This is a genomic window from Streptomyces typhae, from assembly GCF_009755605.1.
Classification (GTDB): domain Bacteria; phylum Actinomycetota; class Actinomycetes; order Streptomycetales; family Streptomycetaceae; genus Streptomyces; species Streptomyces typhae.
In genome coordinates this window covers 739,172-754,555 of sequence record NZ_WPNZ01000001.1, presented here as the reverse complement: position 1 = coordinate 754,555, position 15,384 = coordinate 739,172, and the positions used below count along the sequence as shown (strand labels likewise).

12 protein-coding genes are annotated in these 15,384 nt (G+C 69.6%); all 12 read left to right on the top strand.

Annotation, left to right across the window (positions count from 1 at the left end; translation table 11 throughout):
* The first annotated feature begins 72 nt into the window (after positions 1-72).
* From GPA10_RS03330 to nuoN, 12 genes are read left to right on the top strand one after another with little or no spacing between them, the layout of a single operon-like run.
* Positions 73-771 (top strand): NADH-quinone oxidoreductase subunit C, encoded by a 699-nt coding sequence (locus tag GPA10_RS03330; RefSeq protein ID WP_157164246.1) that lies wholly within the window; start codon positions 73-75, stop codon positions 769-771.
* Positions 771-2,099, top strand: coding sequence for an NADH-quinone oxidoreductase subunit D (locus GPA10_RS03325; RefSeq protein WP_058848042.1), 1,329 nt, complete (start codon positions 771-773; stop codon positions 2,097-2,099). The genes GPA10_RS03330 and GPA10_RS03325 overlap by 1 nt, the downstream gene beginning before the upstream one ends.
* The gene (gene nuoE, locus GPA10_RS03320; RefSeq protein WP_343040242.1) at positions 2,096-2,953 is read left to right on the top strand and encodes an NADH-quinone oxidoreductase subunit NuoE; all 858 of its coding nucleotides are present in this window, start codon (positions 2,096-2,098) and stop codon (positions 2,951-2,953) included. Before GPA10_RS03325 ends, nuoE begins: the two co-directional genes overlap by 4 nt.
* Positions 2,953-4,341 carry an NADH-quinone oxidoreductase subunit NuoF gene (gene nuoF, locus GPA10_RS03315; protein WP_157164048.1) on the top strand — a complete coding sequence of 463 codons (1,389 nt, stop codon included), beginning with the start codon at positions 2,953-2,955 and terminating at the stop codon, positions 4,339-4,341. Before nuoE ends, nuoF begins: the two co-directional genes overlap by 1 nt.
* On the top strand, positions 4,338-6,851 hold the full coding sequence (locus GPA10_RS03310) for an NADH-quinone oxidoreductase subunit G (protein ID WP_157164047.1): 2,514 nt from the start codon (positions 4,338-4,340) through the stop codon (positions 6,849-6,851). The genes nuoF and GPA10_RS03310 overlap by 4 nt, the downstream gene beginning before the upstream one ends.
* The gene (gene nuoH, locus GPA10_RS03305) at positions 6,851-8,239 is read left to right on the top strand and encodes an NADH-quinone oxidoreductase subunit NuoH (protein WP_157164244.1); all 1,389 of its coding nucleotides are present in this window, start codon (positions 6,851-6,853) and stop codon (positions 8,237-8,239) included. The genes GPA10_RS03310 and nuoH overlap by 1 nt, the downstream gene beginning before the upstream one ends.
* The gene (nuoI, locus tag GPA10_RS03300) at positions 8,232-8,930 is read left to right on the top strand and encodes an NADH-quinone oxidoreductase subunit NuoI (RefSeq protein ID WP_157164046.1); all 699 of its coding nucleotides are present in this window, start codon (positions 8,232-8,234) and stop codon (positions 8,928-8,930) included. The genes nuoH and nuoI overlap by 8 nt, the downstream gene beginning before the upstream one ends.
* Positions 8,927-9,820 carry an NADH-quinone oxidoreductase subunit J gene (locus GPA10_RS03295; protein ID WP_058848047.1) on the top strand — a complete coding sequence of 298 codons (894 nt, stop codon included), beginning with the start codon at positions 8,927-8,929 and terminating at the stop codon, positions 9,818-9,820. The genes nuoI and GPA10_RS03295 overlap by 4 nt, the downstream gene beginning before the upstream one ends.
* Positions 9,817-10,116: an NADH-quinone oxidoreductase subunit NuoK gene (gene nuoK / locus GPA10_RS03290; RefSeq protein WP_016640174.1), complete on the top strand. Its 300-nt coding sequence runs from the start codon at positions 9,817-9,819 to the stop codon at positions 10,114-10,116. The genes GPA10_RS03295 and nuoK overlap by 4 nt, the downstream gene beginning before the upstream one ends.
* 15 nt (positions 10,117-10,131) lie before the next feature.
* Complete coding sequence (nuoL, locus tag GPA10_RS03285; protein WP_058848049.1) at positions 10,132-12,033, top strand: NADH-quinone oxidoreductase subunit L; 1,902 nt, start codon at positions 10,132-10,134, stop codon at positions 12,031-12,033.
* Between the two features lie 5 nt (positions 12,034-12,038).
* The gene (locus GPA10_RS03280) at positions 12,039-13,610 is read left to right on the top strand and encodes an NADH-quinone oxidoreductase subunit M (protein WP_157164045.1); all 1,572 of its coding nucleotides are present in this window, start codon (positions 12,039-12,041) and stop codon (positions 13,608-13,610) included.
* Positions 13,607-15,256 (top strand): NADH-quinone oxidoreductase subunit NuoN, encoded by a 1,650-nt coding sequence (nuoN, locus tag GPA10_RS03275; protein ID WP_058848051.1) that lies wholly within the window; start codon positions 13,607-13,609, stop codon positions 15,254-15,256. The genes GPA10_RS03280 and nuoN overlap by 4 nt, the downstream gene beginning before the upstream one ends.
* The last annotated feature ends 128 nt before the right edge of the window (positions 15,257-15,384 follow it).

Sequence of the window (15,384 nt, the reverse complement as noted above, 5' to 3'; positions counted from 1 at the left end):
AACGGCGAGAAGCACCCGAACGGCGAGAAGCACCCGGGCGGCGAGAAGCCCCCGGGCGGCGGGGGCGAGCACCTGAACGGCACCGGCGTGCCGTCGCCGCGCGACACCTCGGGCGAGGTCATCGGCGTACGCAGGGGCATGTTCGGCGCCAACAATGGCGGCGACACCTCCGGCTACGGCGGTCTCGTCCGCACCATCACGCTGCCCGGCGCCTCCGCGCGCCCCTACGGCGGCTGGTTCGACGAGGTCGCCGACGAACTCGAAGGGGCCCTGGAAGAGCAGGGACTCGTCCCCGAGAACGCCATCGAGAAGACCGTCGTCGACCGCGACGAGCTCACCTTCCACATCGCGCGCGAGCACCTGGTCCGGGTCGCCCGCACCCTGCGCGACGACCCGGCGCTGCGCTTCGAGCTGTGCACCGGCGTCTCCGGCGTGCACTTCCCCGGCGACAAGGGCCGCGAGCTGCACGCCGTCTACCACCTGCGGTCGATCACCCACAACCGCCTGCTCCGCCTGGAAGTCGGCGTCCCGGACGCCGACCCGCACGTCCCCTCGCTGGTCCCCGTCTATCCGACGAACGACTGGCACGAGCGCGAGACGTACGACTTCTTCGGCCTGGTCTTCGACGGCCACCCGGCTCTCACGCGGATCATGATGCCGGACGACTGGCAGGGCTTCCCGCAGCGCAAGGACTACCCCCTCGGCGGCATCCCCGTCGAGTACAAGGGCGCCCAGATCCCGGCTCCGGACCAGCGGAGGTCGTACAGCTGATGAGCACTTCTTCTGCCTCTGCCTCGGCACGCGAGACCACCGAAGGGACCGTCTACACGGTCACCGGCGGGGACTGGGACGAGGTCGTCCAGTCCGCGGCGAAAGCCGACGACGAGCGCATCGTCGTCAACATGGGCCCCCAGCACCCCTCCACGCACGGCGTGCTCCGGCTCATCCTGGAGATCGAGGGCGAGACGGTCTCCGAGGCCCGCTGCGGCATCGGCTATCTGCACACGGGCATCGAGAAGAACCTGGAGTACCGCACCTGGACCCAGGGCACCACCTTCGTCACGCGCATGGACTATCTGACGCCGTTCTTCAACGAGACGGCGTACTGCCTGGGCGTGGAGAAGCTGCTCGGTATCGAGGACCAGATCCCCGACCGCGCGACGATCCTGCGGGTGCTCCTGATGGAGCTCAACCGGATGTCCTCGCACCTGGTGTGCATCGCCACCGGCGGCATGGAACTCGGCGCGACGACGATCATGATCTACGGCTTCCGTGATCGTGAACTGATTCTCGACATCTACGAGCTGATCACCGGCCTGCGCATGAACCACGCGTACATCCGGCCCGGCGGACTCGCCCAGGACCTGCCCCCCGGCGCGGTGGACCAGATCCGCGAGTTCGTGAAGAAGATGCACAAGAACCTCCCGGAGTACGACAAGCTCGCCACCGGGAACCCCATCTTCAAGGCCCGTATGCAGGACGTCGGCCACCTCGACCTGGCCGGCTGCATGGCCCTCGGCGCGACCGGCCCGGTGCTGCGCTCCGCGGGCCTCCCGCACGACCTGCGCAAGGCGCAGCCCTACTGCGGCTACGAGACGTACGACTTCGACGTCCCCACGGCCGACACCTGTGACTCCTACGGACGGTTCCTGATCCGCCTGGAGGAGATGCGGCAGTCGCTGCGCATCATCGAGCAGTGCCTCGACCGCCTGGAGCCGGGGCCGGTCATGGTCGCCGACAAGAAGATCGCCTGGCCCGCCCAGCTGGCCCTCGGCCCCGACGGCCTCGGCAACTCGCTCGACCACATCAAGAAGATCATGGGTACCTCGATGGAGGCCCTGATCCACCACTTCAAGCTGGTGACGGAGGGCTTCCGGGTACCACCGGGACAGGCCTACGCCGCCGTGGAGTCGCCCAAGGGCGAACTGGGCGTGCATGTCGTCTCCGACGGAGGCACCCGCCCCTACCGGGTCCACTTCCGCGACCCGTCCTTCACCAACCTTCAGGCCATGGCGGCGATGTGCGAGGGCGGCCAGGTCGCCGACGTCATCGTCGCCGTCGCGTCCATCGACCCCGTGATGGGAGGCGTCGACCGGTGACCACCAGTTCCCCCGAGGGCGTCAGCCTGGGCATGCCCCAACTGCCCCCGCCGGACTACCCGGCCGACGTCCGCGCCCGCCTGGAGGCCGACGCGCGCGAGGTCGTCGCCCGCTACCCGGACTCCCGCTCGGCGCTCCTGCCGCTGCTGCACCTCGTGCAGTCGGAGGAGGGCCACGTGACGCGCACCGGCATGCAGTTCTGCGCGGACGTGCTCGATCTGACCACCGCGGAGGTGACGGCGGTCGCGACCTTCTACACCATGTACCGCCGCAAGCCCTCCGGCGACTACCAGGTCGGCGTCTGCACCAACACGCTGTGCGCCGTCATGGGCGGCGACGCCATCTTCGAGACGCTCCAGGAGCACCTGGGCGTCGGCAACGGCGGGACCACCGAGGACGGGAAGGTGACGCTGGAGCACATCGAGTGCAACGCCGCCTGCGACTTCGCTCCCGTGGTGATGGTCAACTGGGAGTTCTTCGACAACCAGACGCCGGCCAGCGCCAAGCGCCTCGTCGACGACCTGCGCGCGGGCACCCAGGTCGAGCCGACCCGCGGCGCCCCCCTGTGCACCTTCAAGGAGACGGCCAGGATCCTCGCGGGCTTCCCCGACGAGCGCGCGGGCGCCGTCGAGGCGAGCGGCGGCGCGGGCCCCGCCTCGCTGATCGGGCTGCGCCTGGCCAAGGGCGAGGCACTGCCCGCACGCGTGGTCCACCCGCGCGCGGGCGGCCCCGAGGGGAGCCAGCCGCACGACCCGTCGCCCAGTGAGCACCTCAGCTCGCACGACGCGCCGCAGCAGACCTCGGCATCCGACCCGGCCCACCCGGCCGGTCCGTCCGCCGAGGAGGGGGAGTGATGACGTTGGCCGCCGAGATCGACAACGAGACCAGCCCGGAGAAGCTCCTCGCGCCGGTGCTCTCGGCCTTCTGGGACGACGAGAAGTCCTGGACCCTGGACACCTACCGCCGCCACGACGGCTACGAGGGGCTGCGCAAGGCCCTCGCCATGGCACCCGACGACCTGATCGCCTATGTGAAGGACTCGGGTCTGCGCGGCCGGGGCGGCGCGGGCTTCCCGACCGGCATGAAGTGGCAGTTCATCCCGCAGGGCGACGGCAAACCGCACTATCTAGTTGTCAACGCCGACGAGTCGGAGCCAGGGACCTGCAAGGACATCCCGCTCCTCTTCGCGAACCCGCATTCCCTCATCGAGGGGATCGCGATCGCTTGTCACGCGATCAGGTCCGAACATGCCTTCATCTATCTGCGTGGCGAAGTCGTCCCCGTGCTGCGACGGCTGCACGAGGCCGTACGTGAGGCCTACGCGGCGGGCTTCCTCGGCAAGGCCGAACATCGTCAGAAGCATGGTCTGGGCAGCGGACTCGACCTGGAACTCACCGTGCACGCGGGCGCGGGCGCGTACATCTGCGGTGAGGAGACCGCGCTGCTCGACTCGCTCGAAGGCCGCCGTGGCCAGCCGCGACTCCGTCCCCCTTTCCCTGCGGTCGCGGGCCTCTATGCGTGCCCCACTGTTGTCAACAACGTCGAATCCATCGCGTCGGTTCCCGCGATCCTCAATCGCGGAAAAGACTGGTTCAAGTCGATGGGGAGCGAGAAGTCGCCCGGCTTCACGCTGTACTCGCTCAGCGGGCACGTGACCTCGCCGGGGCAGTACGAGGCGCCGCTCGGCATCACGCTGCGCCAGCTCCTCGACATGAGCGGCGGCATGCGGGCCGGGCACCGGCTGAAGTTCTGGACGCCGGGCGGCTCCTCCACGCCGATGTTCACCGACGAGCACCTCGACGTGCCCCTCGACTACGAGGGCGTGGGCGCCGCCGGATCGATGCTCGGCACCAAGGCCCTCCAGTGCTTCGACGAGACGACCTGCGTGGTGCGGGCCGTGACCCGCTGGACCGAGTTCTACGCCCACGAGTCCTGCGGCAAGTGCACGCCCTGCCGCGAAGGGACCTACTGGCTCGTGCAGTTGCTGCGCGACATCGAGGCCGGCAAGGGTGTCATGTCCGACCTCGACAAGCTGAACGACATCGCCGACAACATCAACGGCAAGTCCTTCTGCGCCCTCGGCGACGGCGCCGCCTCGCCGATCTTCTCCTCGCTCAAGTACTTCCGTACGGAGTACGAGCAGCACATCACCGGCCGGGGCTGCCCCTTCGACCCCGCCAAGTCCACGCTCTGGGCCGACCGGGGCGGCAGGACCGACACGCACACGGAGGTGAACGCATGACAGTGACCACTAGTAGCGCTCCCTCCGGAGGCGGGGAGGCGGCGGTTCCGCCGGAAGACCTGGTCTCACTGACGATCGACGGCATCGAGATCAGCGTCCCCAAGGGCACCCTGGTGATCCGCGCCGCCGAACTCCTCGGCATCGAGATCCCGCGCTTCTGCGACCATCCGCTCCTCGACCCGGCGGGCGCCTGCCGGCAGTGCATCGTGGAGGTCGAGGGCCAGCGCAAGCCGATGGCCTCCTGCACCATCACGTGCACGGACGGCATGGTGGTGAAGTCGCAGCTCACGTCGCCCGTCGCGGAGAAGTCGCAGCGCGGCGTGATGGAGCTGCTCCTCATCAACCACCCGCTGGACTGCCCGGTCTGCGACAAGGGCGGCGAGTGCCCGCTGCAGAACCAGGCGATGCAGGTCGGCGACCCGGACACCCGCTTCGAGGGCAAGAAGCGCACGTTCGAGAAGCCGGTGCCGATCTCCACGCAGGTGCTGCTCGACCGCGAGCGGTGCGTGCTGTGCGCGCGCTGCACCCGCTTCTCCAACCAGATCGCGGGCGACCCGATGATCGAGCTCCTGGAGCGCGGGGCGCTCCAGCAGGTCGGCACCGGCGACGGCGACCCCTTCGAGTCGTACTTCTCCGGCAACACCATCCAGATCTGCCCGGTGGGCGCGCTCACCTCGGCGGCGTACCGCTTCCGGTCGCGCCCCTTCGACCTGGTGTCGTCGCCGTCGGTGTGCGAGCACTGCGCGGGCGGCTGCGCCACGCGTACGGACCACCGGCGCGGCAAGGTCATGCGGCGGCTCGCGCAGAACGACCCCGAGGTCAACGAGGAGTGGATCTGCGACAAGGGGCGCTTCGGCTTCCGGTACGCGCAGAAGCCGGACCGGCTCACCACGCCGCTGGTGCGCGACGCCGACTCCGGTGACCTGGTGCCCGCCTCCTGGCCCGAGGCCCTGGAGGCGGCGGCCAAGGGTCTCGCGGCCGCGCGCGGGCGCGCCGGAGTGCTGACCGGCGGGCGCCTCACCCTGGAGGACGCCTACGCGTACAGCAAGTACGCGCGCGTGGCGCTCGACACCAACGACATCGACTTCCGCGCGCGCGTGCACTCCAGCGAGGAGGCCGACTTCCTCGCGGCCCGCGTCGCCGGACGCGGCCGTGACCTCGACGGCGACGGCGTCACGTACACCGTCCTTGAGCAGGCGCCCGCCGTGCTGCTCGCCGGCATCGAGGCGGAGGAGGAGGCGCCCGGCGTCTTCCTGCGGCTCCGCAAGGCCTGGCGCAAGCGGGGCCAGCGCACCTACGCGCTCGCGCCGTACGCGACGCGGGGCCTGGAGAAGGCGGGCGGCACGCTGCTCGCCGCCGCGCCCGGCACCGAGACGGAGTGGCTCGACGCTCTCGCCGCCAACGTCGGTCTGGTCGACGACGGTGTGCGGGCCGCCGAGGCGCTGCGCTCCGAAGGCGCCGTGATCGTCGTCGGTGAGCGGCTCGCGGCCGTTCCCGGCGCCCTCACGGCCGTCGTACGGACCGCTGCCGCGACCGGTGCCCGCCTGGTGTGGATTCCGCGCCGCGCGGGTGAGCGGGCCGCGATCGAGGCCGGCGCGCTGCCGTCGCTGCTGCCCGGCGGCCGTCCGGCGACCGACCCGCGCGCGCGGGACCAGGTCGCCACCGCCTGGTCCGTCGCCGAACTCCCGCACCGCTACGGCCGCGACACCGGGCAGATCATCGAGGCCGCCGCGACCGGTGAGCTGAGGGCACTGCTCGTAGCCGGTGTGGAAGTCGCCGACCTGCCCGACCCGGCACGCGCGCGTGCGGCGCTCGACGAGGTCGGCTTCCTGGTCTCCCTGGAGCTGCGGCCGAGCGAGGTGACGGAACGTGCCGACGTGGTGCTTCCGGTCGCCGCCGTCGCCGAGAAGCCGGGCACCTTCCTCAACTGGGAAGGCAGGGCCCGGCTTTTCGAGGCGGCCCTCAAGCCGGACCAGATGACCCGCAGGCTCGCCCCGACCGACGCCCGCGTCCTGCACATGCTGGCCGACGCGGGCGACATCCACCTCGGCCTGCCGGACCTCCTGACGATCCGGCGCGAACTGGACCGGCTCGGCGGCTGGGACGGCCCGCACGCGACGGAGCCCCTGGAGACCGGAGCCCAGCCGCAACGGCCCGCCGCAGGTGAGGCCGTCCTCGCGGGCCACCGGCTGCTGCTCGATCAAGGCCGTCTCCAGGAGGGCGACGACGCGCTCGCCGGGACGCGGCACGCGGCGGTGGCCCGGCTCTCCGCGGCCACCGCGGCCGAGGCGGGCGTCAAGGACGGCGACCTGCTCGCCGTCACCGGGCTCGCGGGCGCGGTGACGCTGCCGCTGCTCGTCACGCGGATGCCCGACCGGGTGGTCTGGCTCCCCCTGAACTCGTCCGGGGGAGGCGTCACGTCGGACACCGGCGCCCGCCCCGGCGACCTCGTCCGCATCGGCCCGGCCGTCCTGCCGGAGCCCGCGGGGGCCACGGAGGTGACGTCGTGATGCTCCAGGCAGTGCACACCGCGCAGACCGCGGTGCCCCTGGCGGCCGAGGACCTGTCGATGTTCGGCAGGGACCCCTGGTGGCTCGTCGTCGTCAAGGCCGTCTTCTGCTTCGCGTTCCTGATGCTCACCGTGCTGTTCTCCATCGTGTGGGAGCGCAAGGTCGTCGCCTGGATGCAGCTGCGCATCGGCCCCAACCGGCACGGCCCCTGGGGCATGCTCCAGTCCCTCGCGGACGGCATGAAGCTGATGCTCAAGGAAGACGTGATCGTCAAGCGCGCGGACAAGGTCGTCTACGTCCTCGCACCGATCGTCGCCGCCATCCCGGCCTTCATGGCGATCGCGGTGATCCCCTTCGGTCCCGCGGGCAACGAGATCTCGATCTTCGGGCACCGCACCACGATGCAGCTCACCGACCTGCCGATCGCGATGCTCTACATCCTCGCGGTCGCCTCCGTCGGCATCTACGGCATCGTCCTCGCGGGCTGGAGCTCCGGCTCGACCTACCCGCTGCTCGGCGGACTGCGCTCGTGCGCGCAGATGATCTCGTACGAGATCGCCATGGGCGCCGCGTTCGCCTCGGTGTTCCTCTACTCCGGGTCGATGTCGACGTCGCGCATCGTCGAGGCGCAGGAAGGGCGCTGGTACGTCCTGCTGCTCCCGGTGTCGTTCCTCATCTACATCGTGACGATGATCGGTGAGACCAACCGTGCGCCGTTCGACATGCCGGAGTCCGAGGGCGACCTCGTCGGCGGCTTCAACACCGAGTACTCGTCGATCAAGTTCGCGATGTTCATGCTCGCCGAGTACGTCAACATGGTCACCGTCTCGGCCGTCTCCGTGACGCTGTTCCTGGGCGGCTGGCGGGCACCGTGGCCGGTGAGCACCTTCTGGGAGGGCGCGAACCACGGCTGGTGGCCGATGGCGTGGTTCACCCTCAAGGTGCAGTTGCTGCTGTTCTTCTTCATCTGGCTGCGCGGCACCCTGCCACGCGTGCGCTACGACCAGCTGATGAAGCTCGGCTGGAAGGTCCTCATCCCCGTGTCCGTGGTCTGGCTGATGCTCGTCGCCACCGTCCGGGCACTGCGCAACGAGGACTACGACTTCAGCGAGATCGCGCTCTACGTAGGCGGCGGTGTACTCGCCCTGTTGTTGCTCTCCGTGCTCGTGGACATCTTCCGCGACAAGCGTGAGAAGGACGCGGCCGCGGCCGAACCGCCCGCCGAGGACGCCGCCTTCGACCCGATGGCCGGTGGTTTCCCGGTGCCGCCGCTGCCCGGACAGACCCTGCCGCCCGTGCCGCGCCGACGCCCCCGGCACGAGCGGGAGTTGATTGTCAGTGGTGGGCCCGATACTCAAAGTGACGGAAAGGAGGCGTCCGATGGCTGAGCAGCCGAACATGCCGGACCGGCCCGAGCGCTCGCAGCCGCCCGAGCAGCAGCAGGCGGCCGACCCGCAGCAGTCGAACCAGTCGGATCAGGGGTTCCAGAACCCCGTCGCGGGCTTCGGCGTGACCTTCAAGGCCATGTTCAAGAAGCGGCTGACCGAGCAGTATCCGGAGCAGCAGAAGACCACAGCTCCCCGCTTCCACGGCAGGCACCAGCTCAACCGCCATCCGGACGGCCTGGAGAAGTGCGTCGGCTGCGAGCTGTGCGCCTGGGCCTGTCCCGCGGACGCCATCTATGTGGAAGGCGCGGACAACACGGAGGAGGAGCGGTACTCCCCGGGTGAGCGGTACGGCCGCGTCTATCAGATCAACTACGCCCGCTGCATCTTCTGCGGACTGTGCATCGAGGCGTGCCCCACGCGCGCGTTGACGATGACGAACGAGTTCGAGCTCGCCGACAGCAGCCGGGCGAACCTGATCTACACCAAGGAGCAGCTGCTCGCCGGCCTCGACGAAGGCATGGTCGACGCGCCGCACGCGATCTACCCCGGCATGGACGAGGGCGACTACTACCGCGGCCTGGTCACCGAGGCCGCTCCCGGCACGGTCCCGCAGCCCGCCGTCTCCAAGGGAGAGAAGCCCGCCTCCGAAGAAGGGGCCGAGGCCTCCCGCGAGCAGGGGGTGGACGTATGACCGCCCTCGCGGCCTACACCACGTCCACGGGCGAGGCCTTCCAGTTCTGGGTGCTCGGCACGGTCGCCGTGATCGGCGCGCTGTGCACGATCCTGATGCGGAAGGCGGTGCACAGCGCGCTCTGCCTGGCCGGAACCATGATCATCCTCGCGGTGTTCTACCTGGCCAACGGCGCCTACTTCCTCGGCATCGTGCAGATCGTGGTGTACACCGGCGCGATCATGATGCTGTTCCTCTTCGTGGTCATGCTCGTCGGCGTCACCGCGGCGGACTCGCTGAAGGAGACCATCAAGGGCCAGCGCTGGCTGGCCCTGCTCTGCGGCCTCGGCTTCGCCATCCTGCTGTTCGCGGGCATCGGCAACGCCTCCCTGAAGGACTTCAACGGCCTCGCCAAGGCCAACGAGAACGGCAACGTGGAGGGCCTCGCGACCCTCATCTTCACGAAGTACGTCTTCGCCTTCGAGATCACCGGAGCGCTGCTCATCACGGCGACGGTCGGCGCGATGGTCCTCACCCACCGCGAGCGCACGGAGCGCGCCAAGACCCAGCGCGAACTGGCCGAGGAGCGCGTGCGCGAGGGCAAGCACCTGCCGCCGCTGCCCGCCCCGGGCGTGTACGCCAGGCACAACGCGGTCGACATCGCGGGCCTGCTCCCCGACGGCACGCCGTCGGAGCTCACGGTCAGCAGGACCCTGCGCGAGCGCGGCCAGATCCGCGACGTGTCCACCGAGGCGCTGAACGACCTGCGGGCCCTGGAACAGCGCGCCACGGACCGTCTGGAGCGCCCGGACCTGCGGCGCACGGACCCCGGCCGGAACGGCGACGGCGACCCGGCGGCCGAGCGCGCCGCCGCCGTCGCGGGCGAGCAGACCGAGGAGGCGTCGAAGTGAATCCGGTCAACTACCTGTATCTGGCGGCCCTGCTGTTCGCGATCGGCGCCACCGGCGTACTGATCAGGCGGAACGCGATCGTCGTCTTCATGTGCATCGAGCTGATGCTGAACGCCTGCAACCTGGCCTTCGTCGCGTTCTCCCGGCTGCACGGCAATCTGGACGGCCAGATCATCGCCTTCTTCACGATGGTCGTCGCCGCCGCCGAAGTCGTGGTCGGGCTCGCGATCATCGTGTCGCTGTTCCGCTCCCGTCACTCGGCCTCGGTCGACGACGCCAGCCTGATGAAGCTGTAAGGGGTCGTTAGCACCGTGAACACAGAGAACTTGATCGCGCTGCTGGTCGCGGCGCCTCTGCTCGGAGCGGCCGTCCTGCTGTGCGGCGGCCGGCGCCTGGACCGGGTGGGGCACTGGATCGGCACGCTGCTCTCGGCCCTGTCCTTCGTGATCGGCCTGGTCCTCTTCACCGACATGCTGGGCAAGGGCGCCGAGGAGCGCTCCCTGCACCAGCACCTGTTCAGCTGGATCCCCGTCGAGGGCTTCCAGGCGGACGTCGCCTTCCAGCTCGACCAGCTGTCGATGACGTTCGTCCTGCTGATCTCCGGCGTCGGCACGCTCATCCACCTGTACTCGATCGGGTACATGGAGCACGACGAGCGCCGCCGCCGCTTCTTCGGCTATCTGAACCTGTTCCTCGCGGCGATGCTGCTCCTGGTCCTCGCCGACAACTACCTCCTCCTGTACGTCGGCTGGGAGGGCGTCGGTCTCGCCTCGTACCTCCTGATCGGCTTCTGGCAGCACAAGCCCAGCGCGGCCACCGCGGCCAAGAAGGCCTTCCTGGTCAACCGCGTCGGCGACATGGGCCTTTCCATCGCCATCATGCTGATGTTCACCACCTTCGGGACGTTCGCCTTCGGGCCCGTCCTGGAGTCGACCGGTGAGACGAGCGAGGGCAAGCTCACGGCGATCGGCCTGATGCTGCTGCTCGCGGCGTGCGGCAAGTCCGCCCAGGTGCCGCTCCAGTCCTGGCTCGGGGACGCGATGGAGGGCCCGACCCCGGTCTCGGCCCTCATCCACGCGGCGACGATGGTCACCGCCGGTGTCTATCTCATCGTCCGCTCCGGGGAGATCTTCAACGCCGCCCCCGACGCACAGCTCGCCGTCACCGTGGTGGGCGCCGTGACGCTCCTCTTCGGTGCGATCGTCGGTTGCGCGAAGGACGACATCAAGAAGGCGCTCGCCGGTTCGACGATGTCGCAGATCGGCTACATGATCCTGGCCGCGGGCCTGGGCCCGATCGGCTACGTCTTCGCGATCATGCACCTGGTGACGCACGGCTTCTTCAAGGCCGGACTGTTCCTCGGCGCCGGTTCGGTCATGCACGGCATGAACGACGAGGTCGACATGCGCAAGTACGGCGGCCTCAGGAAGTACATGCCGGTGACGTTCGTGACCTTCGGGCTCGGCTATCTCGCGATCATCGGCTTCCCGGGTCTTTCCGGCTTCTTCTCCAAGGACAAGATCATCGAGGCGGCGTTCGCCAAGGGCGGCACGGAGGGCTGGATCCTCGGCTCGGTGGCGCTCCTCGGCGCGGCCATCACGGCGTACTACATGACGCGCGTGATGCTCCTGACCTTCTTCGGGGAGAAGCGCTGGCAGCCCGACGCGGACGGCAACGCGCCGCATCCGCACGAGTCGCCGAGGTCCATGACGATTCCGATGATCCTGCTCGCCGTCGGATCGGTGTTCGCGGGTGGCTTCTTCAGCATCGGCGACCGCTTCATGCACTGGCTGGAGCCCGTCACGCACCACGACCACGGCGACTCCCCGCTGAGCGCCGCCACGGTCACGGGCGCCACCATGGTGGTCCTGGTAGTCGGTGTGACCCTGGCCTGGTTCCAGTACGGCCGCCGCCCGGTGCCGGTCGTCGCCCCGCGCGGCTCCCTGCTGACCCGCGCGGCCCGCAAGGACCTGCTCCAGGACGACTTCAACCACGTGGTCCTGGTGCGCGGCGGCGAGCACCTCACGCGCTCCCTGGTCTACGTCGACCACACTTTGGTGGACGGCGTCGTCAACGGCACGGCGGCCTCGGTCGGCGGGCTCTCCGGGCGGCTGCGGAAGCTGCAGAACGGCTACGCACGCAGTTACGCGGTCTCGATGTTCGGCGGCGCGGCGGTCCTCATCGTCGCGACGCTGCTGATGAGGGCGGTCTGATACCGATGTCCTTTCCTCTCCTGACAGCGACGGCCGCGCTCCCCGCGGTCGGCGCGATCGCCACGGCAGCCGTCCCGGCCGCCCGGCGAACCGCCGCCAAGTGGCTCGCGCTGCTCTTCTCGCTGGCCACACTCGCGCTGGCCGTCGTGGTGGCCGTCCGGTTCGACCCGGACGGCGACCGCTACCAACTGACCGAGTCGCGCTCCTGGATCGCGGACTTCGGGGTGCGGTACGAACTCGGGGTCGACGGCATCGGCGTCGCCCTGATCGCGCTCACCGCACTGCTGATCCCCTTCATCATCCTGGCGGGATGGCACGACGCCGATCCCCTGGAGACGAAGTCGTCGCGCTGGCGGCCCACACAAGGCTTCTTCGCCCTCATCCTGGCCGTCGAAGCGATGGTGATCATCTCCTTCGAGGCCACCGACGTCTTCCTCTTCTACATCTTCTTCGAAGCCATGCTCATCCCGATGTACTTCCTCATCGGCGGCTTCGGAGACCGCGCCCACACGGGCAGCGACGAGAACGCCTCCGCGCAGCGCTCGTACGCGGCGGTGAAGTTCCTGCTCTACAACCTGGTCGGCGGCCTCATCATGCTGGCCGCGGTGATCGGGCTCTACGTGGTCGCCGGGAACTTCTCGCTCCAGGAGATCGCCGAGGCGCGCGCCAACGGTTCGCTGGACATGGCGACCAACACCGAGCGCTGGCTGTTCCTCGGCTTCTTCTTCGCCTTCGCGGTGAAGGCGCCGCTGTGGCCGCTGCACACGTGGCTGCCGAACGCGATGGGCGAGGCCACCGCCCCGGTCGCCGTGCTGATCACAGCGGTGGTCGACAAGGTCGGTACGTTCGCGATGCTGCGCTTCTGCCTCGGGCTCTTCCCCGAGGCGAGCAAGTGGGCGACACCGGCGATCCTGGTGCTCGCGCTGATCAGCATCGTCTACGGCGCGCTGCTCGCCGTCGGCCAGCGGGACATCAAGCGCCTGGTGGCGTACGCGTCGATCTCGCACTTCGGGTTCATCATCCTCGGCATCTTCGCGATGACGTCCCAGGGCCAGTCCGGCGCCACGCTCTACATGGTCAACCACGGCATCTCCACGGCCGCCCTGATGCTGGTCGCCGGCTTCCTCATCTCGCGCCGCGGCTCGCGTCTGATCGCGGACTACGGAGGCGTGCAGAAGGTGGCTCCGGTGCTCGCGGGCACCTTCCTGATCGGCGGTCTCGCCACCCTGTCGCTGCCGGGGCTCGCACCGTTCGTGAGTGAGTTCCTGGTCCTGGTGGGCACGTTCGCGCGCTATCCGGCGGTCGGGATCATCGCGACCTTCGGCATCGTGCTCGCCGCGCTCTACACCCTCGTCCTCTACCAGCGGACGATGACAGGCCCCGTGAAGCCCGAGGTCGCGGCGATGCCCGACCTGAAGGTGCGCGAACTGGCCGTGGTGGCCCCGCTGATCGCGCTCCTGATCGTCCTCGGCGTCTACCCGAAGCCGGTGACCGAGCTGGTGAACCCGGCGGTCAAGCACACCATGTCCGACGTCCAGAAGAAGGACCCCCAGCCCGAGGTGGAGGCCGTCAAGTGAGTGCGACAGCCGTCCACAGCCTGTGGACAACGGCGGCCGATCCGATCGACAAGATCGACGCGCCGAAGATCGAGTACGGCCAGCTCGCGCCGACCCTGATCATCATCGGCGCGGCCGTCCTCGGAGTGCTCATCGAAGCCTTCGTGCCGCGCAAGTTCCGCTACTACGTCCAGCTCTTCGTGTCCGTCGTCGCCCTCGCCGCCGCCTTCGCCGCGGTCGTCGCCCTCGCGGCCGGCGACTACGGCACCACGAAGGCGAGGATCGCGGCGATGGGCGCGATCGCGGTCGACGGCCCCGCCCTCTTCCTCCAGGGCACCATTCTGCTCGCGGGCCTCGTCGCGATCTTCACCTTCGCGGAGCGCAGGCTCGACCCGGTGGCGCACGGCAACCGCGTCGACTCCTTCGTCGCGCAGGCCGGTTCCGTACCCGGAAGCGCGGGCGAACAGGCCGCCACCAAGGCCGGGTTCACCACCACCGAGGTGTTCCCGCTGGCCCTTTTCGCCATCGGCGGCATGCTGGTCTTCCCCGCGGCGAACGACCTGCTGACCCTCTTCATCGCCCTGGAAGTCTTCTCCCTGCCGCTGTACCTGCTGTGCGCCCTGGCCCGCCGCAAGCGGCTCATGTCGCAGGAAGCGGCCGTGAAGTACTTCCTCCTCGGCGCCTTCGCCTCCGCGTTCACGCTGTTCGGCATCGCGCTGATCTACGGCTACGCGGGCTCGGTGTCGTACGGCACGGTCGCGAAGGTCGTCGACGGCACGGTCACCACCGTCGACCCGGCCCTCGCGGGCACGATGGGCAACGACGCGCTGCTCCTGATCGGCGGCGCCATGATCGTCATGGGTCTGCTCTTCAAGGTGGGCGCGGTGCCGTTCCACATGTGGACGCCCGACGTCTACCAGGGCGCGCCCACGCCGGTCACGGGCTTCATGGCGGCGGCGACGAAGGTGGCCGCGTTCGGCGCGCTGCTCCGGCTCCTGTACGTGGTGCTGCCGGGCCTGCGCTGGGACTGGCGGCCGGTGATGATGGGCGTCGCCGTGATCACGATGCTGGGCGGCGCGATCGTCGCCATCACCCAGACCGACATCAAGCGGCTCCTCGCCTACTCCTCGATCGCGCACGCGGGCTTCATCCTCGCCGGTGTCATCGCGACCACGGAGGAGGGCATCTCGTCGGTGCTGTTCTACCTGGCCGCGTACTCGTTCGTGACGATCGGCGCGTTCGCGGTGGTCACGCTGGTACGGGACGCGGGCGGCGAGGCGACGCACCTGTCCAAGTGGGCGGGGCTCGGCCGCCGCTCCCCGCTGGTCGCCGCGGTGTTCGCCGTCTTCCTGCTCGCCTTCGCGGGCATCCCGCTGACCTCCGGGTTCTCCGGAAAGTTCGCCGTCTTCAAGGCGGCGGCGGACGGCGGGGCCGGTGCCCTGGTCGTCGTCGGCGTGATCTCGTCCGCGATCGCCGCGTTCTTCTACATCCGCGTGATCGTCCTGATGTTCTTCAGCGAGCCGAAGACGGACGGCCCGACGGTCGCCGTGCCGTCGCCGCTGACCATGACGGCGATCGGGATCGGGGTCGCGGTGACGCTGGTGCTCGGTGTGGCGCCGCAGTACTTCCTCGACCTGGCGGGAGACGCCGGAGTCTTCGTCCGGTAGGCAGGGCGTCGGCCCGGGGCCAGAGCCCCGCCGGTCCTGTCCGCGCACGGTGCCGCCCGGCACCCCGGCTCCCCGGGGTGCCGGGCGGTGGCGCGTCCGGAACCCGCGCCCGTGCCCGGGGCCAAGAT

Bases quoted from the DNA above. Each gene is read 5' to 3' on its own strand.
- nuoI (WP_157164046.1), top strand. From the start codon at position 8,232: ATGGCTGAGCAGCCGAACATGCCGGACCGGCCCGAGCGCTCGCAGCCG.
- GPA10_RS03295 (WP_058848047.1), top strand. From the start codon at position 8,927: ATGACCGCCCTCGCGGCCTACACCACGTCCACGGGCGAGGCCTTCCAG.
- nuoH (WP_157164244.1), top strand. From the start codon at position 6,851: ATGCTCCAGGCAGTGCACACCGCGCAGACCGCGGTGCCCCTGGCGGCC.
- GPA10_RS03325 (WP_058848042.1), top strand. From the start codon at position 771: ATGAGCACTTCTTCTGCCTCTGCCTCGGCACGCGAGACCACCGAAGGG.
- GPA10_RS03280 (WP_157164045.1), top strand. From the start codon at position 12,039: ATGTCCTTTCCTCTCCTGACAGCGACGGCCGCGCTCCCCGCGGTCGGC.
- nuoF (WP_157164048.1), top strand. From the start codon at position 2,953: ATGACGTTGGCCGCCGAGATCGACAACGAGACCAGCCCGGAGAAGCTC.
- GPA10_RS03310 (WP_157164047.1), top strand. From the start codon at position 4,338: ATGACAGTGACCACTAGTAGCGCTCCCTCCGGAGGCGGGGAGGCGGCG.